This is a genomic window from Hungatella hominis (assembly GCF_014288005.1).
In the GTDB taxonomy this organism is placed as follows: Bacteria; Bacillota; Clostridia; order Lachnospirales; family Lachnospiraceae; genus Hungatella; species Hungatella effluvii.
This window is the reverse complement of the sequence record NZ_JACOPB010000006.1, coordinates 1-23021: the sequence shown is the minus strand read 5'-3', so window position 1 is coordinate 23021 and position 23021 is coordinate 1. Positions and strand designations below refer to the sequence as shown.

The following is a 23021-nucleotide window of genomic DNA, read 5'->3' as shown; positions in this document are numbered from 1 at the left end:
AGATGGAGTTTAAACGCTTATCAAGCAAAGGCGGGCTTAATATCCCCATAAAGCTCAGAAGGTTCATGGGGATTGAGCCCAGGGACCCGATGGAGCTGGAAGTAAACGAGAATAACGAACTGGTGGTACGGGCATATCAGACCCGCTGTATATTCTGTGGGAAACAGGACGTGATTCTCAAGAAAAATGGCAAGGGTATCTGCAGCGCCTGCGCCGATCAGGTAGTTGATGAATATGTGCAGATTAAACGGAAGGAGCTGGAATGATGGAACTGAATAAGCTGAAAGATAAGGATCTGATCGATATGACGGTGGCGGCCACGAAGGTGGCGGAGGATGCGAAATCAGCCCTTGAGAAATACAAGGCAGAGATCCAGAGCCGTGGTCTGGTGGTGCTGAAGGACCAGAACAACCGGTATTGTAAGATTTATGGGACGGATGGCAGCTACGTGGCGGTGTCCGAACCCCAGGAGGTTGACATCCTGAACATGGAACGCTTAAAGACTGCAATCGGAGAAGGCGTTTATAAGGGGACGGTGACGGAAACGACAAAGACCACCTATTCCCTGGATAAAAAGCTGGAAAAGGCTTTAAAGGCCATTGCCACCAATGATTACACCTTTGAGTACACCCTGGAGCAATACCTGAATGAAATGAGTGTACCGGTTACTGCCGGACAGAAAGAGGTGCTGATCCGAAGACTGAAGGGAGATTACAAGGCAGACAAAAAGACGATGCTTTCCGTCCTGGGATACTTAACAAAAGACACCACGGAGGAGGCAGCGGAAGCGGCGGCACCAAATCTGGACATGGATCTGTACTACATATCCAGAATCAAGAATACAGAACTGATCCAGGCCTATCTGCCGGATGAGGGCATTGACTGGAGCATGGATGAAATCAAGCGGGCCCTGATTGTGACGTCGAAGCTGAAACTGGAGATTGCATATAAGAAGGAGGACTGACAGATGACAGCAAATGAGAAGAGACAGGCAGTGGTCGATCAGTACGCCGTGCTGATTGGCCGCAACTACTACAGCCAGGCACTGCGGGATTTCTGCTATAAGAAATATAAGGACGGTAATTATTACAGCGACTGCAGCAGCTCCATCTGCTATGCCTATGCGGAAGCGGGCCAGAGCTTTGGGATCCTCAATACAGCGGGAATCTACCAGTCAGGCAAACTGATTACCATCGATGCAGAAATCAGCGCCGGTATTCCGGAACCATCCAAACTGCGTCCGGGAGACATGCTGGAATTTGCAGGAACTGACCAGAGCCGTCCGATGAAGATCGGTCATGTGGAGATGTACTGCGGCAACGGGATTATCTGCGGCCACGGAAGCGGCAGGCCGAGTTATAAGGATCTCACGGCATACTGCAGGAGCCGGTACAGCCAGTGGGCCCCGGGAGGCTGGCGGAAAGGCCTGGTATGTGTCCGCCGGTATATCCGGGACGATGCAGCAGCTCCAGAGCCGGAGAAGCCAAAGAAATCCGGCTGGTTCCAGGAAGAGGGAGGCTGGAAGTACTATCTGGGAAACAGCGGCGAGCCGGTCCGCAATGCCTGGTATCAGGATCAGGATGGAAAGTGGTACTGGTTCGACGGATCCGGCCTGATGGTTTCAAACAAATGGTACTTTTATGAAGGCTCATGGTATTACCTGGGAGCCGATGGCGCCATGGTGAAAGGGCTTCAGACGATCAACGGAGAATGGTATTATCTGGATGAGGAAGGCAGGATGGCGACGGATCCTGTGACACTGACTCCCGACCAGAACGGGGCGCTTAAGTATCCCGGCCTGGCGGGCTAAAGGAGGCGGGGCAGCGTGAAAAAGGAACTGATGGAGGAGCTGGCTGCGGAAACGACGATGGAAGACATTGCGGATTCGTGTAAGCCGTTAGTCGAGATGATCGGCCTTGGAAATGTCATTAAGCTGTCCCAGTACTTTATGGGGGACAAGATATATCTGCCAAAGGCCGAACGGATCCTGTCCCCGGCACGCAACCGCCGGATACGGAGGGAGTACAACGGGGAGAATACGAAGGAGCTTGCCCAGGATTATGACCTTACCACCAACCAGATCCTGCAGATTGTGAGGGATCTGGATCCGCAGCAGACCAGTATTTTTGATTTTATCGGCGGCGATGCAAAAGACCCGGAAAATAATTAGTTTTCCCAAAATGCTTGGGCTAACAACATTTTATCAGATGCTTTATCATTAGGACATGACATAAGTCATGTCCTGATTTTTTGCCCAAAACCAAAGGAGGAAGAAGAAATGGAAAGTTTGTTACAGACATTAACCAGCCAGTATGCACAGCTGCTGGCATATGCACTGGCAGCCCTTGCGCTGGCGGCTTTTACCGTGAGTGTTATTACAGAGGTAACCAAAAACGTAGGCTTTTTAGGCCGGATCCCGACCGCTTTGCAGGTCATTATCCTGTCCATTGCGCTCTGCCAGCTTGCCTATCTGGGGTATTTGTCCTATACCCGTCACAGCCTTGTCTGGTACGGGCCGGTAATCGCCCTTGTATTTGCCTTTTATGTGGCGTTTCTAGCGATGTACGGCTGGGAAAAGCTTGCAGAACTGTGGAAACGGTATAAAAAGCCGGGAGGAAGCACATGAGTGATCCCATCACGATCGGGATGGTGGCATCTGTAGCTGTGGCAGTTGTCTCCTTCCTGGTGAAAATGATGATCGATGATTTTAAAAAGTCAGTCAGCAGCGTCGGAAAGAAACTTGATGATACCATTGCCAGATTTGATGAGCGGATCACCAGGGTGGAGGAGAAACAGGAGAAGGATATCAAGGATGTCCAGAAAGAACTGAGTACCATCAAGGGTGATTTTGCAACCACCTTCGTCCTGCGGGAGGATTTCTTCCGGAGCATGAACGGGGTGGAGGATAAAATGAGGACCATAGACAGCAAGCTGGATAAGCTGCTGCTGAAACAGTGAGGTGAAAAGGATGGATAATATGGAACTGGCCGAGATCCAGCATAACAAGGCAGTCCGTGGGTATATCATACGCTCCCTGGTGAAGGGCTACAACAATACGGCGCTGACCAGGCAGCTGTCTAATTCAATGATTGCTGCCGGTCTGATCATATCGCCGGATATCACCAAATACCTGGATTACTTAAAAGACGCCGGATACATCGAGTTTACAAACTTAAAAGTAACTGCCTATAACGCTTATGCAAAAGATGCGGTGATCCGGCTGACCAGGGAAGGCGTGGATCTGGCGGAGGGAACCGTGGAAGATCCGGGAGTTGATGTTTAATGGCGAAGGAACGCAAAAAAACAAGGATATCCTCTAAAGTTGACGAGCTGCCGCCGGAGATCAAACAGCAGGTGGACATCATGCTGACCGACACCTCCAACAGCTACTGGAATATCAGCGACTGGCTGAAGGCAAAGGGCTATGAAATCAGCAAGAGCAGCGTGGGACGCTATGCGTTAAGGAGCAATTCAGCCACCCAGCGCCTGCTGGAGGCACAGTCCAGAACGGAAGCCCTGGTCAATGTGGTGAAAAAGAATCCGGATGCGGATTATACGGAAGCCGGGATGATGCTCATGATGGACGGCCTGATCAACCGCCTGGCAACGGCGGAGGAGGAGTTTGACTATCTTCCGCTTGATAAGGTGGGCCGCTTAATTGCCAGCTTAAGCCGTACCAAGGTCTATAAGGACCGGGTAAAACAGGACATGAAGGATAAGGCGGATCTGGCGTTTAAGGAGATGGAAGGCGAGATCATGAAGACAATCAAATCGGATCCGGAGCTGGCGGCGAAGTTAAAGGAGATCCTGACACGTGCAAAGGAAATGATGCTGAGCGATGATTGATGTTGATGAATATCTGGCACTGCTGGATGAAGAAGACAGTGATAAAGAAGGACGGGACCATGAGACCTACCAGAAGGAACTGTTTGAAGAGTATGTCATGCGAAACGGAGACCGGGTGGAGGATCGCCGGGAGCTGAAAAAGCTGTATGAAGCAGGCCGCCCCCTGACTGGTCCGAATGGCCTCAGAAAGCGGCTGGCCGCCATTGACCTGGGATATTTTGGCCGGGCATATTTAAAACATTATTTTAGCCGGAAGTCCCCCAAATTCCATGAGGAATTGGACGGGATATGGATTCATGGCGTACTGAAAGACCGAAACCCCTATCAGGATGCAGCAGAGATTTCACGCATGGATGGTAGCAAAAGCGTAGTAGCGGCTCCCCGTGGACATGCCAAATCTACAAACTTTACGTTCAAGGACTCCCTTCATGCAGCCCTATACAGATATAAACATTATGTTATTATCCTGTCCGATTCATCGGATCAGGCAGAAGGTTTCCTGACTGACATCAAAACGGAGATGGAGGATAACGCGGATATCCGGGAAGATTTTGGAAGACAGCAGGGGAAGATTTGGAAGTCCAACGTGATTTTAACTGCAGGTGATGTGAAGATTGAAGCAATTGGCTCTGGAAAGAAAATCAGAGGCCGCAGGCACAGAGCCTGGAGGCCAGACCTGATCGTACTGGATGATGTGGAGAACGATGAGAATGTCAATACGGCGGATCAGCGGCGGAAACTGGAATCATGGTTTAACAAAGCTGTATCAAATGCAGGTGATACCTATACAGACATCATGTATATTGGCACCATACTCCATTATGATTCCCTGTTGAGCAATGTTCTTAAGAAGCCGGAATACAAAACAAAGGTTTATCAGGCAGTTCTTTCCTTTGCAGAGAGGGAAGACCTATGGGACAAGTGGATAGAGATCTATACAAACCTGTTTGATGAGGAACACAAGGAGCACGCTCGGGCATTTTATAAAGCGAATGAGGATGAGATGCTGAAAGGGACGCTGGTTCTGTGGCCGGAGAAACAGGATTACTATAAGCTGATGGTAGCGCGCGTATCATATGGAGAGGCTGCTTTCAATAGCGAACTACAGAATAATCCAATTGATCCGGATAGTGCGGCTTTTAATCCGGAATGGTTTGATTATTATGAGGATGAGCTTATGGACTTTAAGGACAGCCGTTATATCTTCGTCGGGGCCAATGACCCATCCCTGGGAAAGAATAAGAAGTCAGACACCTCATCCATCATCAATCTGGCCCTGGACCAGTATACGGGATATATGTATGTGGAAGCTGCCAGCGTGGAGAGGCGCAAGCCGGATGTCATCATCAACGACGTGTTTGAGATGTCCAGGCGGCTGAAGCGTGATTATCACAAGGGCTTCTACCGGTTTGGCGTGGAGACGGTACAGTTCCAGTACTTTTTTAAAGAGGTCATGGCTGCGCTGTCCGTAGAACTGGGGGAATATATCCCGATCGAAGAGATTCAGTCCATTGCCAACAAAATGCTCCGGATCCAGTCCCTGCAGCCTTACATCAAGAACGGCTACATCAAATTCAGCCGGAAGCATAAGACGCTGCTTAAGCAGCTGGAGGAATTCCCCATGGGTAAGAACGACGATGCGCCGGACGGTCTGCAGATGGCCGTAGCCCTGGCGGTGATCGTAAAGACAATGACCAGAAAGACCGAATATAAGTCCGTGTTGAGACGGGCCCTGAGATTTGGAGAAGGTGCATACTGATGGCAAAGAAGAATAAGAAAAAATATACACCTGAAATGGCAGGGAGTGGAAAGCCGGTCATGGCAGCCGTCGCGATCCGGGACGTGAATGATAAATACAGCAGTTACCCATCCGATGGACTGACTCCGGTAAAACTGGCCCAGATTTTTAAGGAGGCAGATGCAGGAGACCTATTCCGCCAGATGGAGCTGTTCGAGGAGATGGAAGGGAAGGATACCCACCTCTTTTCCCAGTTGCAGACCAGGAAGCTGGCGGTAACCGGACTTGACTGGGAGGTGCAGCCGTTCTCCCAGGAGGAGACGGACAAACAGATTGCAGCCTTTGTAGAGGAGCAGCTGAAGGAACTGGACGGCTTTTCTGATAACATGATGGATATTCTGGACGCCATCGGAAAGGGAATCAGCTTCCAGGAGATAGAATGGGCCTACCGTGATGGTCATGTGGTGATTGATCATATCGAATATGTCCATCAGAAGAAGTTCTATTATGACAGCATGACGGATGAGCTAAAGATCCGTACCGATGATTTCCCGGGAGGAATTCTTCTTCCTGAGAATAAGTTTATTATCCACAAGTATAAAGCGCGTTCCGGTCATCCTTCCAAATACGGGGTACTCCGGGTAGTTGCCTGGATGTACCTGTTTAAGAATTACGATATAAAAGACTGGGTGAGTTTTTGTGAGGTCTATGGAATGCCGCTAAGGCTGGGGACCTATGACGCAACCGCCAGCGATAAAGACAAGGCAGCTCTTTACGATGCCATCATCAAAATGGGGACGGATGCAGCCGGTGTTGTACCATCAGGAACCGATATTAAGTTTATTGAATCCAACAAGCAGTCCAGTGTGGACATCTATGAGAAACTGGCCCGGTTCTGTGACGAGCAGATGAGCAAGGCCATTGTGGGGCAGACCCTGACCTCTGATTCGGGAGGCTCCTATGCGCAGTCTAAAACACACAATGACGTGCGCCAGGACCTGACACAGGCAGACTGCAAGGCTGTCATGGAAACCATACGCCGGGACTTAATCCGGCCGCTGGTAGAATTCAATTTTGGCACAGGGACCCATATCCCATACTTCAGCCTCAACTCAGCGGATCCGGATGACTTAAAGGAAACCGCAGAAATTGTGAGCACACTGTCCAGTACCGGACTTGAGATCCCGAAACCATGGCTGTATAAAAAGTTCAATATACCGGCTCCGGAAGAAGGGGAAGAGACGATCGGCAGGGCTCCGGCAGCACCGGGGCAGTCGGGAATGGGGATGTTCCAGCAGCTGAAGCTGAAGGCCGATGCCAGGAGCCCGGACACACAGCGGATTCTGGACCAGATGGAGACGGCAGCCCTGAACCATTCAAAGGAATTTTTCCGGCAGATGCTGGATCCAGTGCTGGAACTGGTAGACAACTGCGACAGTCTGGAGACGCTTCAGGAGAGCCTGCAGAGTGAAAAGACGCTGAGACGGCTGTATGAATCCATGGATGTCAAGGACTTTAACCGGCTGATGGAAAAGGTGATGTATGTCTCAAATATGTTAGGGCGGATGCAGTGATGGATGAACAGATTGTAAAGGAGATCCTGGAGGGAGGAAAAAAAGAGGTCTTCCAGGAAGCCCTGGACTTCCTGGAGCAGAAAGGCGTTCTCAAGTACAGGGATTTTAAGAAACTGAAAGAGTGGTACAGTCCGCTGGCTTTTTCCGTTGCGGGTTATACACAGCTTGAGGTGCTGAATCAGTTTTTAGAAGAACTTAAGAATGCAGTAAAGGAAGGAACCACAAAAGAGCAGTTCCGGGAGAACATGAACCAGTTCCTGGAGGAACAGGGATATGACGGCCTTACACCGTATCATGCAGACCTGATCTTCCGGCAGAACATGCAGACGGCCTACAGTGTGGGACATTACCAGCAGATGACGGATCCTGATGTCATGGCACGCCGGAAGTACTGGCAGTACCAGACCGCAGGAGACGGCCATGTAAGAGAGTCCCACCAGGTCATGGATGGGAGGGTTTTTCCGGCTGATTCCCCTGTCTGGGATGTCTGGTATCCGCCGAACGGGTTCGGGTGCCGCTGTACGGTTGTATCCAGGACGGAGGAACAGGTCAAACGGATGGGCCTTAAAGTGGAGGAGCTGGTTCCCAGCGTCATGAACATGGATACCGGTGAGATCGAAGCAGCCACGCCGGATCCAAAATTCAGAACCAATCCGGCAAAGGCGGTGTGGACCCCGGACATGACCGGATTTCCGGCATCACTAAAGAAGATATACAGGGAGAAGCACAGGGCCCAATAAGCCGTTTTATGGCTTAAGACGAAAGGTTCTGCCCATAGGAAATATTAACGCGTCAAAACGCGTCAAAACCGCGTTAAAAAGGAAATTAAGAAGGTGGAGCATGTGAAAAAGAACCAATTTGCCGTCCGGGTGCTGTCCGGAATTGATATCGGCGATGTTCCGGAAGAAATCCGGCTTCTGCCGCTGGGGCATGTGAAAAGCCGTAAGGGTGATTTCGAGGTGGATGAGCCGGGGATCTCCAGCATCATAAAACAGTTTAAATCCAGGAAGCTGGATCTGGTGATTGATTATGAGCATCAGACCCTGGATGATGTGCAGGCCCCGGCATCCGGCTGGATCAAGGACTTATACCAGGGAGCCGACGCACTGATGGCGAAAGTGGAGTGGACAGAACGGGGCAGGGAGTACATTGCCAATAAAGAATACCGGTATTTATCCCCCGTGGTCCTGGTAACAAAGCAGGATCACCGCGCCGTGCTGCTCCACAGCGCAGCATTAACAAATACGCCTGCCATAGACGGCATGTTTGCAATTGTAAACTCCGATGAACTTGAAATCATCGGTGATGAAGAAGAAAAGGAGACCAATGTGATGGAATTGGAAAAACTGATTAAACTTTTGGGTTTAAAGGAAGGCGCGACAGAGGAAGAGGTCCTGTCCAGACTGACGGAGATCCTGGAGAAATCCGCCGGGGAAGAAAAAGGGACAGAGGAAGGCAGCTCGGAGGAGGAGGCGCAGCTGGTAGCCAATAAAACCGTGCTGGATTTACTGGGGCTTCCCGAAACCGCGAAGACGGAGGATGTGACGGCGATGATCATGTCCTTTAAAGCCGGAGACAACGCTTTAAAAGCAAGGGTGGAGCAGCTGGAAAAACAGGACAGGGAGCGTAAGGCTGCTGATCTGGTATCCATGGCGCTGAAGGAAGGAAAAATCAGTGCAGCACAGAAGGACTGGGCCAGTACTTATGCCCTGTCGGATCCGAAAGGATTTGAACTGTTTGTAGAAAAAGCACCGGTGGTTGTCCCCATGGGGAAGCTCTCCTTTGCTTCCGATCCGGTAAAGAAAGTAGATGTTGATATGGTTATCTTAAAGAATCAGGGAGTGACGGAAGAGGATTTAAAGACATATGGAGGGATTGACAATGATTAGGACGGGAAATGAGAAGCTGGATGTCAGAACGCTGGTCCTTCCGGTGGCGGCAGGCGAGAACATTCAGGAGGCCACGATGGTGGCAGTCGGATCCGATGGCTATGCTGTTACGGCCACGAAGACCACCGGACTTACAGTCGCCGGTATGGCAATCGCGCCTGCAGATAACTCTGCCGGAGCAGACGGTGACCTGGAGGTAACCGTAAGGCGCGGTGCATTTGTACTTGAAAATTCAGCAACTGCGGGAAGCATAATTAAGAAAACCGACATACTGAAGACCTGTTACCTTGAGGATGCAGTAACCGTGGGGATCAGTTCCAGCGGTACCAGTGCGGCAGGCACGGTTCTGGCGGTAGACCCTGACGGGATTACGGTTGAATTCAACCAGCCGGTACAGCCCACGGCATAACCAATAAGAATTTGGAGGAAAAAAACTATGATCATTAACCAGGCAAACATACGCACCATGTCCGTTGGATACAGCGTAATCTTTAACAAGGCGCTTGCAACCACGCCGGTGACGTATCAGCAGATTGCGACCACGGTGCCAAGCTCCACCAGGGACCAGTCTTATAACTGGCTGGGCCAGATGCCGCAGATGCGCGAATGGATCGGTGAGAGGGAGATTCAGAATTTAAGCGCTTATGACTATGTCATTAAAAACAAAAAATTTGAGATGACTATTTCGGTTCCGAGGGATGACATCGAAGATGACACCTATGGCGTCTATAATCCGATGTTCCAGAACATGGGGGAATGCGCAGCCCTGCACCCCAATAAGCAGTGCTACGGGGCTTTGATGGGAGGCTTTGAAGGCTTATGCTACGATGGAAAGCCATTTTTCGCAGCGGACCATCCGGTCGGAAAGAAAAAGATATCCAATTTGGGGACAAAGAAGCTTTCCCTGGAAACTTATAAGGCAGGCCGTACCGCCATTATGAGCATGGTGGGGGATAAGGGAAACAGCCTTGCACTGGTTCCTGATCTTCTGGTCGTTTCACCGGCCAATGAAGAGATGGGGCGGCAGATCCTGGAGGCAGAATTTATTTCAGGAAGCTCCAATGTCTACAAAGGGACAGCAAAGCTTCTTGTGGAACCGGAGCTTGCAGCAAAACCGGAAGCATGGTATCTCTTATGCACCGCCAGGGCAATAAAACCGATCATTTACCAGGAACGAAAGAAAATCAAGTTCGTAAGCAAAACTGCGGATAACGATGACAATGTATTCATGAAGGATGAATTCCTTTACGGGGCAGACGGCCGCAACAATGTCGGATATGGATTCTGGCAGATGGCCTATGGATCGACTGGGGAAACAGAATAGGAGCGTGTCATATGGCTTACTGTGCAGCGGATGAAATCATAGAAATGCTGAAGGACGATATGCTGAACCCGATCATTGGGAATGCATATATTGAGGACCTGGAGGAGCGGAAGGCAGCCATCCGGCCGCTGGCAGAGGGGGCCATTGCTGACGCGGATGCGGAAATTGACGGATACTTAATGAAACGGTATCCGGTCCCCATGTCGCCGGTTCCTGCGGTAATCAGTAAATACTCTAAGGATATTGCGGTCTACAACCTGGTTTCCCGGGCGGGGATTGATACCAGCGAACGGGAAAGCAATTACTTAACACGGTATAAAAACGCCGTCATGTTCTTAACAAAAGTGGCAAAAGGTGAAGTGGATATCGTAAAGGAAGGAACCGATCAGGCCAAAGCAGCGGCGACCGGCTTTCAAATAAGCGGAAGCCCGCGTCTGTTCTCAAGAAGGAGCATGAGGGGGTTATAGGATGCAGGTGACAGCAACACTTTCCGGAGACCTTTCCGAACTTCAAAAGAAACTGACCGGCCTGTCCCATATGAACCGGTATGCGCTCATGAAGAATATTTCAGAGGGCCTCAGAAGTTCCACCATGGACCGGTTCCGGAGTACGAAAAGCCCGGAAGGGAAACTGTGGGAACCGTCAGCCCGCGCCCAGGAGGGCAGGGGGATTACACTGACAAAGTCATCGCTGCTTAAGAATTCCATAAAAAGCATTGCAGACGCCACCGGGGCTGCCATCGGTACCAACACAATCTACGCTGCCACGCACCAGTTCGGTGATGAGGGCCGTACAATACGGGCGAAAAAGGCAAAATACTTAAAGTTTCTGTATAAAGGTTCCTGGGTGAATGTCCAAAAGGTAACCGTTAACATTCCGGCCCGTCCATATCTGGGGATTTCCGACGAGGACATGGAGGATATCAGAGCCGAAGCCGAGGCAGCAGTAAGGAAGGCATGATGAGACGGGAAAAGGAGTATTTAAAGGAGTGCCTGCAGAAAGCAGGAATAAAAAATGAGATTCTGACCACATGGAAGGCCCTTCAGTCAAAGACAGACAGTCATGTTGGAGCAATCCTGCGGGAGGGCCAGACACTCACACGAAACGGCTCAAAACGACACTATGAAGACCAAAACGGGGTTCGGTGTGTGAGGATAAAGGCCTATGACATGGATACCAGCTTCAAGGTGGTGATCGGGGAATATACAGAAGAACGGTGCGAGGCGCTGTTTCTACAGTTCTTAAAGGCATTGGGGAAGGGACTCCGCATAGAGGGCAACTATGTGGATATCGAGATCGGGCAGGTGGAATGGGTGGAGAAGGAAGACAGTATCTTAAAGGCCAATATCGCCTGCCAGATCCCTGTTACCTTCCATGGAGGAATCTATCAGGATATGACAAAGAAGGCAGTAGCGATTGGAGAAATCCAGACCGGTAAGGAGGCAACAACATAATGGAAAAGAAAGAAAAGGATACAGCGGCAGCCGATCTCCACACGGAAAAGAAAGAAAAGGACACAGTGGCAGCCGATCTCCACACGGAAGAAAAAGAAATGGATACAGCGGCAGCTGATCTCATTGCAGAGATCGAACACTGGTACAACGTACATGGAACGAGCCCTGCGGTGTATGCGGGAACCATGTGCTTCAAAGGCTGGAAACCGGGAAAACAGGTAACGGGACAGGAATACCTTGCAGCCGTTTCTGAATTTCGTCAGGCAGCCATGTCCGGAACAGGAGGAAGAAAATGAGCTTAAGGGATGTCACATTCAGCATAGAAGACGGAAGTCTGGGAAATTCAAAAGACCAGGGGCAGGGCGTTCATGTAAAGATCGGAGCTTCGCCGGTGGCATCCACTGTGCCGCTGCTTATCACGAACACAATGAAACCGGCACAGATTAAAGAGAAGCTGGGTTTAAGCCCGCTTGCTGACGCGTGTCTGGACAGCATCGAAAACGGAGCCGGAAAGGTTTACTGCATTCCGATTGTGCCGGAAAGCGGAGGAACGGTTGGAGCAGTAAAGCATACGGGAAGCGGAACCGGTAAGGTATCTGCAGCCGGAGATGCCAATAACGCGTATGACATCATCATACAGATTACAGGATCCGGGGCCCTGAATGCGGCGGCATTCCGATATTCCGCAAATGGCGGATACAGCTATGAGGAAGAAGAAACCATTCCGTTAAACGGAGAAAAAGAACTGAGCGGAACTGGGATCAAGGTTACCTTCACTGGTGAGTTTGAGGAACATGATATGTACCGGTTTTCCAGTGCGGCCCCTGCTGTCAGCAATGACGCTGTTCTAAAAGCAGTAGAGGGCCTGAACCATTCTGATCTGGAATTTGAATTTATTCACATCACGGGCCCCTCCACAAAGGCGCTGTGGGCGGCGCTGGCGGTATGCGCAAACCAGTTTTTAAGCCTGTATAAGCGCCCGGTCCTGTTCCTGTGCGAAGCCCGCTATAAAACAGAGGATGAAACACTGGATCAATATGCAGCAGCCCTGAAAGCAGAGTCCAAAGGGATTGACAGCTTCTACATTCAGGTATGCAGCGCATGGTCCCGATACACCCGATGGGATGGGCGGGAGCAGCTGATCAATAATGCAGGGATTGTAGCGGGGTTATATGGCATCGCGGCTGTACAGCAGTCGATCGGCCAGGTAGACACCTTCTCCATTTCCGAGGCAAAAATGACAAAGCTCATGCCGGAAGGGATTGAGGACTATATCAGCGATCTGGACGATGCAAATTACCTGACGTTCCGGAAGTATTACGGAATTACAGGCTGCTATGTCAACAATGCCAGGGTATTGTGCAGGGATGGAAGCGACTACCGGTATGCGGAGCATGTCAGGGTGCTGAATAAAATTATACGCGAAATCTATAAGAAGTCGGTTTCGATGCTGCAGATGGATATCAGCGCCTCCGACGATATGGAAACTGACATCAACAACATTCTTGAGACTCTTAACACGCCGATCGAGGATATGGCCGATGCAAAGGAGATTTCCTCCGGAAGTGTTTCCATCGCCGACGCGGAGCATGTAAACATCCTTCAGGATGAGGAACTGGAGCTGATGCTGACATTCGTTCCGAGGGGCTATATCCGGGAATTTATATTTGATCTGGCTATGGAAAACCCATACAGGAATTAGGAGGAGAATCAGGATGGTAAACGGGAAAGTATACAGCTGGGAAGACGTCACGATTAATGTCCAGGGGCTGGAGGATATCGCGGTTACAGAGATATCGTATGATTTTGAACAGGAAGCAGAGCTGATCTACCGGAGCGGCGGAGCCCCCTGCGGCTATGGAACCGGCAACAAGAAGAATACGGTAAAGCTTGTTATGGGCCGTGAGGATTACAACAGGGTGCTGGCCTGGTGCAAAAAGAGAGGAAAAAAGCTTTCCAGGCTGCCGCTTGAAAAAATCACGGTGTCTTACGCGAATGAGGATCAGGATACGGTAACCGATGTATTAAGCAAGGTGATCTTAAACAAGCACAGCTTTTCGGCCAAACAGGGGGATAAAGAAACTACGGTATCCCTTGACGGCTTTGCCTGCAGAGGCGGAAAACTTAACGGAGTCAGTTTTTAAGGAGGATAAGGAGAATGGAAGCAAAAGAATTAAGAGAACAGCTGAAGGCAAACGGGGAGAAATATTATGAGGTGACGGTAACCCTGGCGGTTGATGATGATACAGAAGAAGATAAGACCTACTTTTTCCATAAACCGAAGACTCCGTCCTATGACCGGTATTTGAAGACCGTGTCCTCTTCCAGCAGTAAGGCGCTCAGTGCATTCTGCCAGGATAATATCTGTACAGAACAGAAAGAGATCTTGAAGGCTGACTTTGAGGAATACCCGGCGATTGCCCTGTCTATCGGCGAGAAGCTTCTGGCAATGCTGGGACTTTCCAAAACAACCGCAGTAAAAAAGTTATAGAGGATACAGAGGAGGCCCTGGAGGAGGACTTTGTTGGAACAAGCAGGCTGCTGATTTATATGTACCTTCCAGCCGGGCTGATCCCTGAAAACCCGGACGAAATGTATGCGGATGAATTTATCCGTCTGGCGGCTGCCGCGCGCCACGCAAGGCATTTGAAACAGGAAGATTTAAAACAGGGGATACTGGAGGCGTTTGGCGTGCTTTCCGGCAATTAAAAACGCCGGTCATAGAAAGACCGGCGGGATACCTGTAAGTTTCGATTTGTAATAACGGAAGGCGTTGCGGTAATCACGGGTTATGGAAAATTTCCGTCTGTCTTTAGGTAAATTAGCGGCGGACCACCACAGGTAAGGACCGCAGAACAGAAAGTAACCTACAATCATGACTGCCATTGTCAATACATACAGCCCGAAGCCGGCAATTAGCAGAACAACAAATGTAATCAATATGATGTGCAGCATATGAATCTCCTCCTTCCTTTGAATCCATTATAGCACACGACACCCCATGACACAAGGGAGGTTGACTTTATGGGAATGGAATCAGTCTACAAATTGTCTGTTGTCTTAAATATGATTGACCAGATGACTGCTCCAATGGGAAAAGCGGCGCAAACGACAACTTCACAGCTGTCGAAACTCCAAAGCGGTTTTGGTATGGCGGCGCTGGCCGGTGGGGGAATGACAGCAGCCGGTGTAGGAATCACAGCGGGAATGCTGAAGGTGGCAGGCTCCACCTTCGATACACAGGACGCGCTGGCGGAACTGAAGTCCCTGGGAGTCACAGACCTTCAGGCGGTGGAGGACGCAGCAAGAAAGTTTTCTGACACATGGGCGGGAACGACAAAGGCCGATTTTATCAGTGCAGCCTACGATATTAAATCTGGTATCTCTTCCTTATCAGACGAAGGGGTGGCACAATTTACAGATATGGCCGGTCTTACGGCAAAAGCAACAAAATCAACGATCGGGGAGATGACCTCCCTGTTTGCAACCGGATACGGGATCTACAAGGATTATTACTCAGATATGTCGGATTTGGAATTTGGTGAGATGTTTGCCGGAGGAATTTCCACAGCTGTTAAAGCCTATAAGACCAGTGGATCTCAAATGGCTCAGAGTATATCCACTCTGGGAGGAACAGCAACCAGTGCCAATGTGCCATTGGAAGAACAGCTGTCGATTCTGGGAATGTTGCAGGCCACCATGTCTGGCAGCGAGGCAGCTACCAAGTATAAGGCATTACTCAATACGGCAACCAGCGCCGGTGAAAAACTGGGGCTTAATTTTTTAGATGCCAATAACCAACTTAGGAGCCTTCCGGAAATTCTTGGAATCCTGCACCGTAAATACGGCGATACCATTGATGCGATGGAGAAAAAGAGTATCAAGGAGGCATTTGGATCGGATGAAGCGGTTGCGGTGATCGACTTGTTGTATGGAAAGACAGACCAGCTTCAGACCGGAATTCTGGATATGTATGATGCTATGGGAAGCGGATCCGCGGCAGCTTATGAGATGGCAAACGCCATTAACTCCACGGAATCACAGCAGTATGAGGTGCTGAAGCAGCGGCTACATAGTGTAACGGAAGAACTGGGAACCGGCCTGCTTCCCACCGTCAGCTCCTGGATTGAATCCGGAACGAAGGCAGTAAAAAAAGTATCCGACTGGATTCAGGAAAATCAGAAGTTGGCATCCGGAATTATGAATGCAATCCTGTTTCTGGGAATCTTTTTAACGGTGACAGGTAGCGTAACTTCGATCATTGGTGTGCTCGGAAGTGGAATCACCAGGACGATCGGAATCATACCAAAACTAAAAAGTGGGTTTGAGACCCTGCAGATTTACGGGATGTATGCAGCAGATGGGATAAAGGCCATGGCATCGGGCCTGATAAATATGGTGCGCCAGGGGATTGCATCAGCCATGGCAGCATTGCCGGGTCTGATCTCAAGCGTATGGGGATTCACAGCGGCTTTGCTGGCGAATCCTGTTACATGGATTGTTGTGGGAATCATCGCCCTTGTGGCGGCTCTGATCCTGTTGTGGAAGAACTGGGATCAGGTATCTGCATTTGTGTCGAATATCTGGAACGGCTGTGTGGAAAAGGTCAGTGCAGGCCTGGACATGCTGAAGAACGTATTCAAAAGTGCAGGCGATGCAGTAAAAAACACGTTTACGAATGCCATGAATACGGTCAGAAATGTTGCCAGCTCGAAGATGGAGGCAGTACGGAACGTGTTCAGCAATGTGACGGCTGCAGCGGTCGGTACTGTAAAGGAAAAGCTGGGCAACATGAAGAACGCTTACGAACAGAACGGCGGCGGAATCCGGGGAATTACAGCCGCAGCCATGGAAGGCGTCAAAGGATATTACACGGCCGGATTTGACTTTATCAATACGTTGACAGGCGGAAAGCTGGATGGCATAAAAAATCTTTGGAATACCGGAATTAACAATGTAAAAAATCTGGTCAATGATGCGGTTAACTGGTTTAAACAATCCGGAGCCAAAGTGATGGATACCTTTACGGAGGGAATCAAATCTGCCATTAACAAACCGGTTGAGGCTGTCAAGGGGGCCCTTGCAAAGGTGAGGAAACTGCTCCCCTTCTCAGACGCGAAGGAAGGCCCGCTGTCACAGCTCACCTTATCCGGAAAGCGGGTATTCGAAACCATCAATACCGGAATGGAGCAGACGGCGGCCCTTCCGGCAGAGACAGCCAGGGCGGCATTCCAGTCTGTCAGTGATGAGAACGGCGAAGGATCTGCGGCAATGGCGAAAGCAATGAGAGAAGGCAGTACAAGCCGCTCTGCCTCTGATCAGGGGAACCAGTCCTTCCACGGCTATTTTAAGAGTGAAGCAAAGGCGGGAGGCGACACCATTATCCAGCGTCTTGAGCTTCAGGTATCATTAGAAAAGATTAAGGAGCTGCCGCTACTCATTAAGCTGGTTGAAGAGATTAAGGAAAAGACAAACGGCAATGTGGTGGTAACAACTGCTTAGAAGGAGGAAGCCATGCTGTATATCAACGATTATTCCATGCAGATATCAGGGATCCCTGTTCCTGGACTGGTGAAGAAAGTCGAGATCACCGGAGGGGCCGTGATCGATTCTGTTACGGATGATAATAATATTACGCTGGGATACCAGCCGAATGGATATGACCCCATGAAGATGAATGTTGATGTCCTTCTGGAACCTTCGGCTGGCGAAACCTTCGAGGATATGGCCGCCACCATACAGTTTTTATTCCGGCCTCCGGGCCAGGCGGCGGCAGTACCGATGGAGGTGACGAACAGTCACGCTGCAGCCCATGGACTCACAAAGGTATTTTTTAAGGGTATCACCACATCAAAAAAAATTGAAAGCAGCTCCGGAACGGCAAGCCTGGAACTTTGGGAATACCTTCCTGTAGTTGTACAGACAAAGGCTGTAAAGGGAAAAAAGGGAGACGAAAAGGACAAAAAAGCAGCCCAGTCGTCGGCAGAAGGAATCAACACAGAGTACCAGGATTATTTGAATACACAGAGGGGCCAGGCACCCAAAATAAAAGATAAGACTAAAGAAAGCCCGGCCCGGGATCAGTAAGGAGGGCATATGGCAGCACGTAAACTGATCACACCACAGTTCCGGGTTCAGATCGGAGACTATATATTCACGAACGGGATCCGGACAGAATGCTGTTCCACCATGAAAGAACGCTGCAGCTGGGCCACCATAGAATATATGCCTGGCTATGCGGGCCTGTTGGATTTCCATTTCCCTAACATGACAGAAGCGAAGATCGAACTGGGATATGACGGTGATTATGATACCCTGCTGACCGGATATGTTGTTGATGGGAAGGCTCTGGGACCTTATAAAATTCTGGATGACACAGTCTTTTTGATGAGAACCTATGTAACCGAAACTTTTTTAAGCTGCAGGCCCCAGGATATTGTAAGCTATGGCCTTAGAAAAGCCGGGATAGAAACCTGTATCCTGACAGATACTGTTTTCCCCAAAAAGCCGGTTGTATCCATATCACGAAAAAATGTAGTGGAGCTGATCCGGGAGGTGGAACGGGTCTGGGGGATCCGGTCATCGTTCTATTTCAAGAATGGCTGCTTCTACTGGGGGACGGGTGAAACACAAAAGCTGATCTATGAGTTGGAAGAAGGAAAGAACCTGTTGTCCTGTATCAAATGTAACCATGAATTTGAACTTAAGACCATCGGTGTTCCCTGGATTCATCAGGGAGAGCGGATCCGTGTGAAGCATAGAAAAGTAACCGGTGAGGCAACCGTGACAGCGGCCCGCGTAAAGGCTGATGAAGAGGGAAGCGTGAGGATGTTCCTCACCTTTGAAACGGAGGGATAAGAGATGGCGGATTTTCTTAATGAATTTGTCAAAACAGTCATGGACGAGATAATCCAAACGGATTACCCTCATATCCGGCATCCGGCGCTGTTATATGCGCAGGTAAAAGAAATAATGTCCCAGGGGGGACAATCCTGTGTGACGCTTCAGGTTCTTACAGAGATGAAAGAACCGGATGACAGGTTCCCGCTGCTTCCCTGCGTGAGAACAGGTTTTGACCTTCAGGCCGGTGAGACCGTTATAATCGGGCTTTTATATGGGGGATGTGTCCCTTATATTTTCGGGAGGTGCCTGGATGATAGTAAGTGAGATTGATCTTATGCTGGACGAAACCGGGCAGCCGGTGTTACTGGCTTCCGGGGCAGAAGCGACGGTGATGGGAATTGACAGCTTTCTACAGGATATCCGGCTTGAAGCCGTGACGGCAGAAGGGGAATGTTTTTTTGATCCGGAATATGGCTGGTCCGTTTTGGATTTTCTGCATAAAGAGCTTGGCGAGATGGAAAAGCTGCAGATCAAAACCCGGATCACGGAAAAACTTAAAAAGCGGACTGAAATTAATCAGCACAGCATCCAGGCGGAAGCGGTTCAGGAAGCGGACGATGTGATCCGGATTCATGTTGAGTTCAAAATTAAAAATGAGGATGTATCCTACCAGTTGAATCTGGAGGCATCCGGTGCGGAGGTGAAGATCCTTGATTGATGATAGCGTACTGGATAAAATCATACCCGTTCCGGATGTGAATGAGAAGATGGCGGAGCTGAAGGAAGAACTGTCTGCGGCTGGCTTCTCCATCACGAAATGGGGACCAGGAGGAGTGTTTTACTGGCTGACCAGGATTTGTGTGCAGATCCATGTTGAACTGTTAAAACTGGCCCGTACCATGTTAAACAATATGTTCCTGCGCCATGCCTCCGGTGCCTGGCTGGAACTGAAAGCAGCGGATTTCTCAAAGTTTTTAAAAGCTGCTATGAAGACCAGAGGATATGTGACCATAACCAGAAGCAGCACTTCAGAAGCGCTGACGATTACGAAAGGACATATGTTTAAGACAGCTCCGGACATCAATGGGGACGAACTGGTCTATTATGCCGTAGAGAATACCGTGATCCAGGAGGGCCAGCAGACAGGCCGTGTGCTGGTGGAGGCAGAAAAGGCCGGAGCAGAATATAACGTGAGTGAAAACCAGATCACGGTGAGCATGATCTACTTATCCGGGGTATCCGGCATTACCAATGAACAGGGCTGGATCTATTCGGAAGGTGCTGATATAGAAAGTGAAGCAAGCCTCAGGAACCGTACCATTGCAAGCTGGTCTGAATTGTCCACGAACACAACGGCAGCCAGGCTAAAGGCAGCGGTGGAAGCAATCCCCGGTGTTATGTGCGCTTATATCGACGACCGGCATCCACGGGGCCAGGGAACCGTTGACGTCATTGTAGTAGGGGCAGCCGGTGAGACATCGGAAGAACTGGTACGGAAGGCTCAGGAGGAGACCGATAAGCTGAAGGATAATTATGAGGATTACTTAGCGAAGCCTGGGACAGTTATTTACCAGGATGTAGATATTACCCTGTATTTAAAGCCGGGAGCAAGCACGGCTGACATGGAAAGTGCAGCGAAGGCGCTGATCTCCGGTGCCATGAAGCTGTCAAGCCGGACAGACTTTAACCTGTTCCTTCAGGATGACATCCGCTATGTCTTAAAGAAAAGTATTCCGGATTACCGTAAGACCATATTCACTTCCCCGGCTTCAGATGTTGAGATGGCTGTAGGAACTGTTATTATGCTGGGCTCAGTCACGGTTAAGGTGCTAAATACATGAGGAGGGCAATCGATTGGAAAAGTTCGGTGAATATATGTATTACCTCCTGTCTACCCCGTACAAACGGATCCGTAAGGGAAAGAACCAGTGGTACCTCTATTTCCAGGTAATCGGCCAGTTGTTTGATGAGAACAAGACTATATTCCGGCTGGTAAGAAAAGAAAGCATGGTACAGACGGCCAGCCCCCATATGCTGCCCGAACACGGGCTTGACCGTAATTTGACAAGGTATGAGGGAGAAACATGGGAGAACTTCAGGAACCGGATTATGATGTATGCCGATACCTGCCGCCTGGGAGGTACGGAGATCGGGACTCTTCAGGCTGTCAAAGCCCTTGGATTTTCTGATGTAAAAATGATTCCATGCTATCAAATGGACGGTAACAGGGAGCGCTGGGCTGAGTTCTGCGTGGTTATTTCCCGCGAGGCGGATGATAATTTTTTTATCGGTTATGACATTATCCGGCATGAAGTCAGAGCAGTTAAGAAGGTAAGCGCTAAAGATAATTATTTATTCCAGTTCACTGTTTCAATCAAAAATGAAATAGAAACAGCATCAGGTATACGGTTTAAAAGCTTCTTTTACCCACGAAACAATCAGGAGCTTCTGTTGCTGGCTGGAGACTGGCACCTGGACGGTTCCCATGATCTGAGCGGCTGGAGGAATGCTCCCGAGACGGTACAGCTGGATGGGACATGGCTTCTGGATGGGACTTACAGGCTGACCGGATATACAGATGTCCTGCCGGATCTATACCCGGCTGCGCTACATATGTCCGCGAACACAGAAACAAGAGTTGAAACAGATAATTCCCTGATTGTGATGAAGGATTTATGGTATCTGGACGGAAGTGAGATACTTGACGGTTCCCGGTCACTTGCAGCGGATATTATAACATATCCGGAATTATAGGAGGAGTTAACATGGCAAAAGGACAGATAACCACGAAAGGAAGGGAAAAGCTTTGTAAAAGTCATGCGGGTATCATTTCTCTTCCCCAAATTAAGTACATGGCATTCGGAACCGGGGGAGCAGATTCCAGTGGGGAGCCCTTTCCGGTATTGGGAACGGAAGAAGGGCTGAGAAAAGAGGTGCTTCGGAAGGAAATTGAAACAATCGAATTTCCAATTAATACAACAGGACGGTATTCCGTGACTCTGGGGAGAGACGAACTGGCAGGCGTTTTCATATCAGAGCAGGGACTGTTTGATGAGGAAGGGGATCTGATCCTGTATAAAACCTTTCTTCCAAAACCGAAAGATGATGACATGGAATTCTGTTTCCTGATGGATGAAAAATTTTAGGAGGTATCTATGGATTACGATGTAAACAATGCTGAGTTTAAGGGAACCATGCGGAAGCTGGAACGCAGTGACAGAGGGAATGCGGATCTTTTTAACGAGGTATATCAGCAACTGTTTGAAAATGACAATGTGCTGAAAAAAGACTTCGATGGGATTGTGTCGATTACCAAAGATGAGATCGACCATATTGATGAAATGGACATTCCCATGCCGGATGCAAATATTGATGATATCACAACGAGTGATATTGATAATATCATGAAAGGATAAGTGAACCATGAAATATTTAACATTAGAGGGCCTGTCCTATTTTTACCAGAAGATAGCCGCCCTGTTGAATCAGAAGGTAACGAAAGAGACAGGTAAGGGATTATCTACGAACGATTATACAACAACTGAGAAAAATAAACTGAGTACATTGCAAAATTATCAGCACCCAACGGGAGCCGGCAATAAACACATACCAACTGGAGGAGCAGCGGGGCAGATACTGGGCTATGGCGGATCCAGCGGAACGGCAAGCTGGGTTGCTAATCAGGGAGCCGCAAATGTGATCGAGTCTGTAAAAGTAAACGGAGCCGCATTACCAGTTACCAGCAAATCTGTTAATATTGATCTGACTGGTTACGCGACAAAATCAGATATAAGCTCTGTCTATAAGGTGAAAGGAACAAAAGCCAATATGGCAGCACTCCCGACAACCGGTAATGTTGCTGGAGACGTATGGAATGTAGACGGGGATGGGAAAGGTGCTAATTATGTGTGGACTGGTACAGCCTGGGATAAACTGTCTGAAACGATTGATCTATCCCCTTATATGTTAGCGGCTGATATCCAGATAATCAGCAACGCAGAAATCGATACTATGATGACGTAGATCAGGAGGTAAGATTGTATGAAAGTTTTAGATTTACCGGGACTGAAAAGATTTAACACAAAAATCAATGCGTTGATTGATAAGCGTATTGAAAAAGCGATGATCTCCCATGTTCTGGATTCAACAAATACAAGCATGGTTTTGGGGGCGGATGTCGGTCCTAAAGTCACACAATTGATCAATAATGTAAATACCAGGGTAGATAGAGTAAATAGTGATTTAGCTGGTAAGGCTGATATCAACACACTGCCAAAGACGGTACATACCTCAATTACTGGTACTGGATCTGATTATTATGATATATCTTGTCCTGGCATTAAATACGGTGCC

The 23021-nt window shown here is 49.2% G+C and carries 33 protein-coding genes and 1 pseudogene; 33 read left to right on the top strand and 1 reads right to left on the bottom strand.

Features of this window, described 5'->3' with window-relative positions:
• Nucleotides 1-2 precede the first annotated feature (2 nt).
• From H8S75_RS14510 to H8S75_RS14405, 22 genes are all read left to right on the top strand, one after another.
• Nucleotides 3-266: an AbrB/MazE/SpoVT family DNA-binding domain-containing protein gene (locus H8S75_RS14510; protein WP_187022246.1), complete on the top strand. Its 264-nt coding sequence runs from the start codon at nucleotides 3-5 to the stop codon at nucleotides 264-266.
• On the top strand, nucleotides 263-964 hold the full coding sequence (locus H8S75_RS14505) for a hypothetical protein (RefSeq protein ID WP_187022245.1): 702 nt from the start codon (nucleotides 263-265) through the stop codon (nucleotides 962-964). The genes H8S75_RS14510 and H8S75_RS14505 overlap by 4 nt, the downstream gene beginning before the upstream one ends.
• A 3-nt stretch (nucleotides 965-967) precedes the next feature.
• On the top strand, nucleotides 968-1810 hold the full coding sequence (locus tag H8S75_RS14500) for an NlpC/P60 family protein (protein WP_187022244.1): 843 nt from the start codon (nucleotides 968-970) through the stop codon (nucleotides 1808-1810).
• A gap of 15 nt (nucleotides 1811-1825) precedes the next feature.
• Nucleotides 1826-2170 (top strand): Mor transcription activator family protein, encoded by a 345-nt coding sequence (locus H8S75_RS14495; protein ID WP_187022243.1) that lies wholly within the window; start codon nucleotides 1826-1828, stop codon nucleotides 2168-2170.
• Nucleotides 2171-2278: 108 nt separating this feature from the next.
• A complete protein-coding gene (locus H8S75_RS14490; protein ID WP_187022242.1) occupies nucleotides 2279-2626 on the top strand; it encodes a hypothetical protein in 348 nt (115 codons plus the stop codon).
• Nucleotides 2623-2958, top strand: coding sequence for a hypothetical protein (locus tag H8S75_RS14485; RefSeq protein ID WP_187022241.1), 336 nt, complete (start codon nucleotides 2623-2625; stop codon nucleotides 2956-2958). The genes H8S75_RS14490 and H8S75_RS14485 overlap by 4 nt, the downstream gene beginning before the upstream one ends.
• 10 nt (nucleotides 2959-2968) lie before the next feature.
• Nucleotides 2969-3283: a hypothetical protein gene (locus H8S75_RS14480; protein ID WP_187022240.1), complete on the top strand. Its 315-nt coding sequence runs from the start codon at nucleotides 2969-2971 to the stop codon at nucleotides 3281-3283.
• Nucleotides 3283-3846, top strand: a complete 564-nt coding sequence (locus tag H8S75_RS14475) for a phage protein Gp27 family protein (RefSeq protein ID WP_187022239.1) — start codon at nucleotides 3283-3285, stop codon at nucleotides 3844-3846. Before H8S75_RS14480 ends, H8S75_RS14475 begins: the two co-directional genes overlap by 1 nt.
• Entirely contained in the window at nucleotides 3839-5605 is a 1767-nt protein-coding gene (terL, locus tag H8S75_RS14470; protein WP_187022238.1) for a phage terminase large subunit, read from the top strand. The genes H8S75_RS14475 and terL overlap by 8 nt, the downstream gene beginning before the upstream one ends.
• Complete coding sequence (locus H8S75_RS14465; RefSeq protein WP_187022237.1) at nucleotides 5605-7158, top strand: DUF935 domain-containing protein; 1554 nt, start codon at nucleotides 5605-5607, stop codon at nucleotides 7156-7158. Before terL ends, H8S75_RS14465 begins: the two co-directional genes overlap by 1 nt.
• Entirely contained in the window at nucleotides 7158-7898 is a 741-nt protein-coding gene (locus H8S75_RS14460; protein WP_187022236.1) for a phage head morphogenesis protein, read from the top strand. Before H8S75_RS14465 ends, H8S75_RS14460 begins: the two co-directional genes overlap by 1 nt.
• A 102-nt stretch (nucleotides 7899-8000) precedes the next feature.
• A complete protein-coding gene (locus H8S75_RS14455; protein WP_187022235.1) occupies nucleotides 8001-9047 on the top strand; it encodes a phage protease in 1047 nt (348 codons plus the stop codon).
• The gene (locus H8S75_RS14450; RefSeq protein WP_187022234.1) at nucleotides 9040-9456 is read left to right on the top strand and encodes a hypothetical protein; all 417 of its coding nucleotides are present in this window, start codon (nucleotides 9040-9042) and stop codon (nucleotides 9454-9456) included. Before H8S75_RS14455 ends, H8S75_RS14450 begins: the two co-directional genes overlap by 8 nt.
• Before the next feature lie 27 nt (nucleotides 9457-9483).
• A complete protein-coding gene (locus H8S75_RS14445; protein ID WP_187022233.1) occupies nucleotides 9484-10371 on the top strand; it encodes a Mu-like prophage major head subunit gpT family protein in 888 nt (295 codons plus the stop codon).
• An 11-nt stretch (nucleotides 10372-10382) separates the two neighbouring features.
• Nucleotides 10383-10838, top strand: a complete 456-nt coding sequence (locus tag H8S75_RS14440; RefSeq protein ID WP_187022232.1) for a gp436 family protein — start codon at nucleotides 10383-10385, stop codon at nucleotides 10836-10838.
• A 1-nt stretch (nucleotide 10839) separates the two neighbouring features.
• Nucleotides 10840-11331 carry a phage virion morphogenesis protein gene (locus H8S75_RS14435; RefSeq protein ID WP_187022231.1) on the top strand — a complete coding sequence of 164 codons (492 nt, stop codon included), beginning with the start codon at nucleotides 10840-10842 and terminating at the stop codon, nucleotides 11329-11331.
• Nucleotides 11328-11825, top strand: coding sequence for a hypothetical protein (locus H8S75_RS14430; RefSeq protein ID WP_243270276.1), 498 nt, complete (start codon nucleotides 11328-11330; stop codon nucleotides 11823-11825). The genes H8S75_RS14435 and H8S75_RS14430 overlap by 4 nt, the downstream gene beginning before the upstream one ends.
• Nucleotides 11825-12121 carry a hypothetical protein gene (locus H8S75_RS14425; protein WP_187022515.1) on the top strand — a complete coding sequence of 99 codons (297 nt, stop codon included), beginning with the start codon at nucleotides 11825-11827 and terminating at the stop codon, nucleotides 12119-12121. The genes H8S75_RS14430 and H8S75_RS14425 overlap by 1 nt, the downstream gene beginning before the upstream one ends.
• Entirely contained in the window at nucleotides 12118-13527 is a 1410-nt protein-coding gene (locus H8S75_RS14420) for a DUF2586 domain-containing protein (protein ID WP_187022230.1), read from the top strand. Before H8S75_RS14425 ends, H8S75_RS14420 begins: the two co-directional genes overlap by 4 nt.
• Before the next feature lie 13 nt (nucleotides 13528-13540).
• On the top strand, nucleotides 13541-13969 hold the full coding sequence (locus H8S75_RS14415; protein ID WP_187022229.1) for a hypothetical protein: 429 nt from the start codon (nucleotides 13541-13543) through the stop codon (nucleotides 13967-13969).
• Between the two features lie 14 nt (nucleotides 13970-13983).
• Entirely contained in the window at nucleotides 13984-14316 is a 333-nt protein-coding gene (locus H8S75_RS14410) for a DUF6848 family protein (RefSeq protein ID WP_187022228.1), read from the top strand.
• A gap of 59 nt (nucleotides 14317-14375) precedes the next feature.
• On the top strand, nucleotides 14376-14534 hold the full coding sequence (locus H8S75_RS14405) for a hypothetical protein (protein ID WP_187022227.1): 159 nt from the start codon (nucleotides 14376-14378) through the stop codon (nucleotides 14532-14534).
• A 9-nt stretch (nucleotides 14535-14543) separates the two neighbouring features.
• On the opposite strand, the gene H8S75_RS14400 is transcribed toward H8S75_RS14405, so the two are convergent.
• Entirely contained in the window at nucleotides 14544-14780 is a 237-nt protein-coding gene (locus H8S75_RS14400) for a hypothetical protein (RefSeq protein WP_187022226.1), read from the bottom strand.
• Between the two features lie 69 nt (nucleotides 14781-14849).
• Between H8S75_RS14400 and H8S75_RS14395 the strand changes: the two genes are divergently transcribed.
• From H8S75_RS14395 to H8S75_RS14345, 11 genes and pseudogenes are all read left to right on the top strand, one after another.
• On the top strand, nucleotides 14850-17327 hold the full coding sequence (locus H8S75_RS14395) for a phage tail tape measure protein (RefSeq protein WP_187022225.1): 2478 nt from the start codon (nucleotides 14850-14852) through the stop codon (nucleotides 17325-17327).
• Nucleotides 17328-17339: 12 nt separating this feature from the next.
• Nucleotides 17340-17912 carry a hypothetical protein gene (locus H8S75_RS14390; RefSeq protein WP_187022224.1) on the top strand — a complete coding sequence of 191 codons (573 nt, stop codon included), beginning with the start codon at nucleotides 17340-17342 and terminating at the stop codon, nucleotides 17910-17912.
• 9 nt (nucleotides 17913-17921) lie between these two features.
• On the top strand, nucleotides 17922-18683 hold the full coding sequence (locus H8S75_RS14385; RefSeq protein ID WP_187022223.1) for a hypothetical protein: 762 nt from the start codon (nucleotides 17922-17924) through the stop codon (nucleotides 18681-18683).
• 3 nt (nucleotides 18684-18686) lie between these two features.
• Nucleotides 18687-18992: a hypothetical protein gene (locus tag H8S75_RS14380; protein WP_187022222.1), complete on the top strand. Its 306-nt coding sequence runs from the start codon at nucleotides 18687-18689 to the stop codon at nucleotides 18990-18992.
• A complete protein-coding gene (locus H8S75_RS14375) occupies nucleotides 18979-19386 on the top strand; it encodes a GPW/gp25 family protein (RefSeq protein ID WP_187022221.1) in 408 nt (135 codons plus the stop codon). Before H8S75_RS14380 ends, H8S75_RS14375 begins: the two co-directional genes overlap by 14 nt.
• The gene (locus H8S75_RS14370) at nucleotides 19379-20509 is read left to right on the top strand and encodes a baseplate J/gp47 family protein (protein ID WP_187022220.1); all 1131 of its coding nucleotides are present in this window, start codon (nucleotides 19379-19381) and stop codon (nucleotides 20507-20509) included. Before H8S75_RS14375 ends, H8S75_RS14370 begins: the two co-directional genes overlap by 8 nt.
• Nucleotides 20510-20522: 13 nt before the next feature.
• Nucleotides 20523-21422 carry a hypothetical protein gene (locus tag H8S75_RS32715; protein ID WP_243270275.1) on the top strand — a complete coding sequence of 300 codons (900 nt, stop codon included), beginning with the start codon at nucleotides 20523-20525 and terminating at the stop codon, nucleotides 21420-21422.
• Nucleotides 21423-21433: 11 nt separating this feature from the next.
• Nucleotides 21434-21814 (top strand): phage tail protein, encoded by a 381-nt coding sequence (locus tag H8S75_RS14360; protein WP_187022219.1) that lies wholly within the window; start codon nucleotides 21434-21436, stop codon nucleotides 21812-21814.
• A gap of 9 nt (nucleotides 21815-21823) precedes the next feature.
• A complete protein-coding gene (locus H8S75_RS14355; RefSeq protein ID WP_187022218.1) occupies nucleotides 21824-22084 on the top strand; it encodes a hypothetical protein in 261 nt (86 codons plus the stop codon).
• 7 nt (nucleotides 22085-22091) lie between these two features.
• The gene (locus H8S75_RS14350) at nucleotides 22092-22691 is read left to right on the top strand and encodes a hypothetical protein (protein ID WP_187022514.1); all 600 of its coding nucleotides are present in this window, start codon (nucleotides 22092-22094) and stop codon (nucleotides 22689-22691) included.
• 18 nt (nucleotides 22692-22709) lie between these two features.
• Nucleotides 22710-23021 (top strand): annotated as a pseudogene (locus tag H8S75_RS14345) (hypothetical protein); the annotation flags it as partial.

Bases quoted from the DNA above. Each gene is read 5' to 3' on its own strand.
- H8S75_RS14380 (WP_187022222.1), top strand. From the start codon at position 18,687: ATGGCGGATTTTCTTAATGAATTTGTCAAAACAGTCATGGACGAGATA.
- H8S75_RS14430 (WP_243270276.1), top strand. From the start codon at position 11,328: ATGATGAGACGGGAAAAGGAGTATTTAAAGGAGTGCCTGCAGAAAGCA.
- H8S75_RS14500 (WP_187022244.1), top strand. From the start codon at position 968: ATGACAGCAAATGAGAAGAGACAGGCAGTGGTCGATCAGTACGCCGTG.
- H8S75_RS14395 (WP_187022225.1), top strand. From the start codon at position 14,850: ATGGGAATGGAATCAGTCTACAAATTGTCTGTTGTCTTAAATATGATT.
- H8S75_RS14505 (WP_187022245.1), top strand. From the start codon at position 263: ATGATGGAACTGAATAAGCTGAAAGATAAGGATCTGATCGATATGACG.
- H8S75_RS14475 (WP_187022239.1), top strand. From the start codon at position 3,283: ATGGCGAAGGAACGCAAAAAAACAAGGATATCCTCTAAAGTTGACGAG.
- H8S75_RS14510 (WP_187022246.1), top strand. From the start codon at position 3: ATGGAGTTTAAACGCTTATCAAGCAAAGGCGGGCTTAATATCCCCATA.
- H8S75_RS14360 (WP_187022219.1), top strand. From the start codon at position 21,434: ATGGCAAAAGGACAGATAACCACGAAAGGAAGGGAAAAGCTTTGTAAA.
- H8S75_RS14490 (WP_187022242.1), top strand. From the start codon at position 2,279: ATGGAAAGTTTGTTACAGACATTAACCAGCCAGTATGCACAGCTGCTG.
- H8S75_RS14420 (WP_187022230.1), top strand. From the start codon at position 12,118: ATGAGCTTAAGGGATGTCACATTCAGCATAGAAGACGGAAGTCTGGGA.
- H8S75_RS14390 (WP_187022224.1), top strand. From the start codon at position 17,340: ATGCTGTATATCAACGATTATTCCATGCAGATATCAGGGATCCCTGTT.
- H8S75_RS14485 (WP_187022241.1), top strand. From the start codon at position 2,623: ATGAGTGATCCCATCACGATCGGGATGGTGGCATCTGTAGCTGTGGCA.
- H8S75_RS14400 (WP_187022226.1), bottom strand. From the start codon at position 14,780: ATGCTGCACATCATATTGATTACATTTGTTGTTCTGCTAATTGCCGGC.
- H8S75_RS14415 (WP_187022229.1), top strand. From the start codon at position 13,541: ATGGTAAACGGGAAAGTATACAGCTGGGAAGACGTCACGATTAATGTC.
- H8S75_RS14480 (WP_187022240.1), top strand. From the start codon at position 2,969: ATGGATAATATGGAACTGGCCGAGATCCAGCATAACAAGGCAGTCCGT.
- H8S75_RS14465 (WP_187022237.1), top strand. From the start codon at position 5,605: ATGGCAAAGAAGAATAAGAAAAAATATACACCTGAAATGGCAGGGAGT.
- H8S75_RS14425 (WP_187022515.1), top strand. From the start codon at position 11,825: ATGGAAAAGAAAGAAAAGGATACAGCGGCAGCCGATCTCCACACGGAA.
- H8S75_RS14405 (WP_187022227.1), top strand. From the start codon at position 14,376: ATGTACCTTCCAGCCGGGCTGATCCCTGAAAACCCGGACGAAATGTAT.
- H8S75_RS14410 (WP_187022228.1), top strand. From the start codon at position 13,984: ATGGAAGCAAAAGAATTAAGAGAACAGCTGAAGGCAAACGGGGAGAAA.
- H8S75_RS14350 (WP_187022514.1), top strand. From the start codon at position 22,092: ATGAAATATTTAACATTAGAGGGCCTGTCCTATTTTTACCAGAAGATA.
- terL (WP_187022238.1), top strand. From the start codon at position 3,839: ATGATTGATGTTGATGAATATCTGGCACTGCTGGATGAAGAAGACAGT.
- H8S75_RS14385 (WP_187022223.1), top strand. From the start codon at position 17,922: ATGGCAGCACGTAAACTGATCACACCACAGTTCCGGGTTCAGATCGGA.
- H8S75_RS14450 (WP_187022234.1), top strand. From the start codon at position 9,040: ATGATTAGGACGGGAAATGAGAAGCTGGATGTCAGAACGCTGGTCCTT.
- H8S75_RS14355 (WP_187022218.1), top strand. From the start codon at position 21,824: ATGGATTACGATGTAAACAATGCTGAGTTTAAGGGAACCATGCGGAAG.
- H8S75_RS14445 (WP_187022233.1), top strand. From the start codon at position 9,484: ATGATCATTAACCAGGCAAACATACGCACCATGTCCGTTGGATACAGC.
- H8S75_RS14435 (WP_187022231.1), top strand. From the start codon at position 10,840: ATGCAGGTGACAGCAACACTTTCCGGAGACCTTTCCGAACTTCAAAAG.
- H8S75_RS14460 (WP_187022236.1), top strand. From the start codon at position 7,158: ATGGATGAACAGATTGTAAAGGAGATCCTGGAGGGAGGAAAAAAAGAG.
- H8S75_RS14375 (WP_187022221.1), top strand. From the start codon at position 18,979: ATGATAGTAAGTGAGATTGATCTTATGCTGGACGAAACCGGGCAGCCG.
- H8S75_RS14440 (WP_187022232.1), top strand. From the start codon at position 10,383: ATGGCTTACTGTGCAGCGGATGAAATCATAGAAATGCTGAAGGACGAT.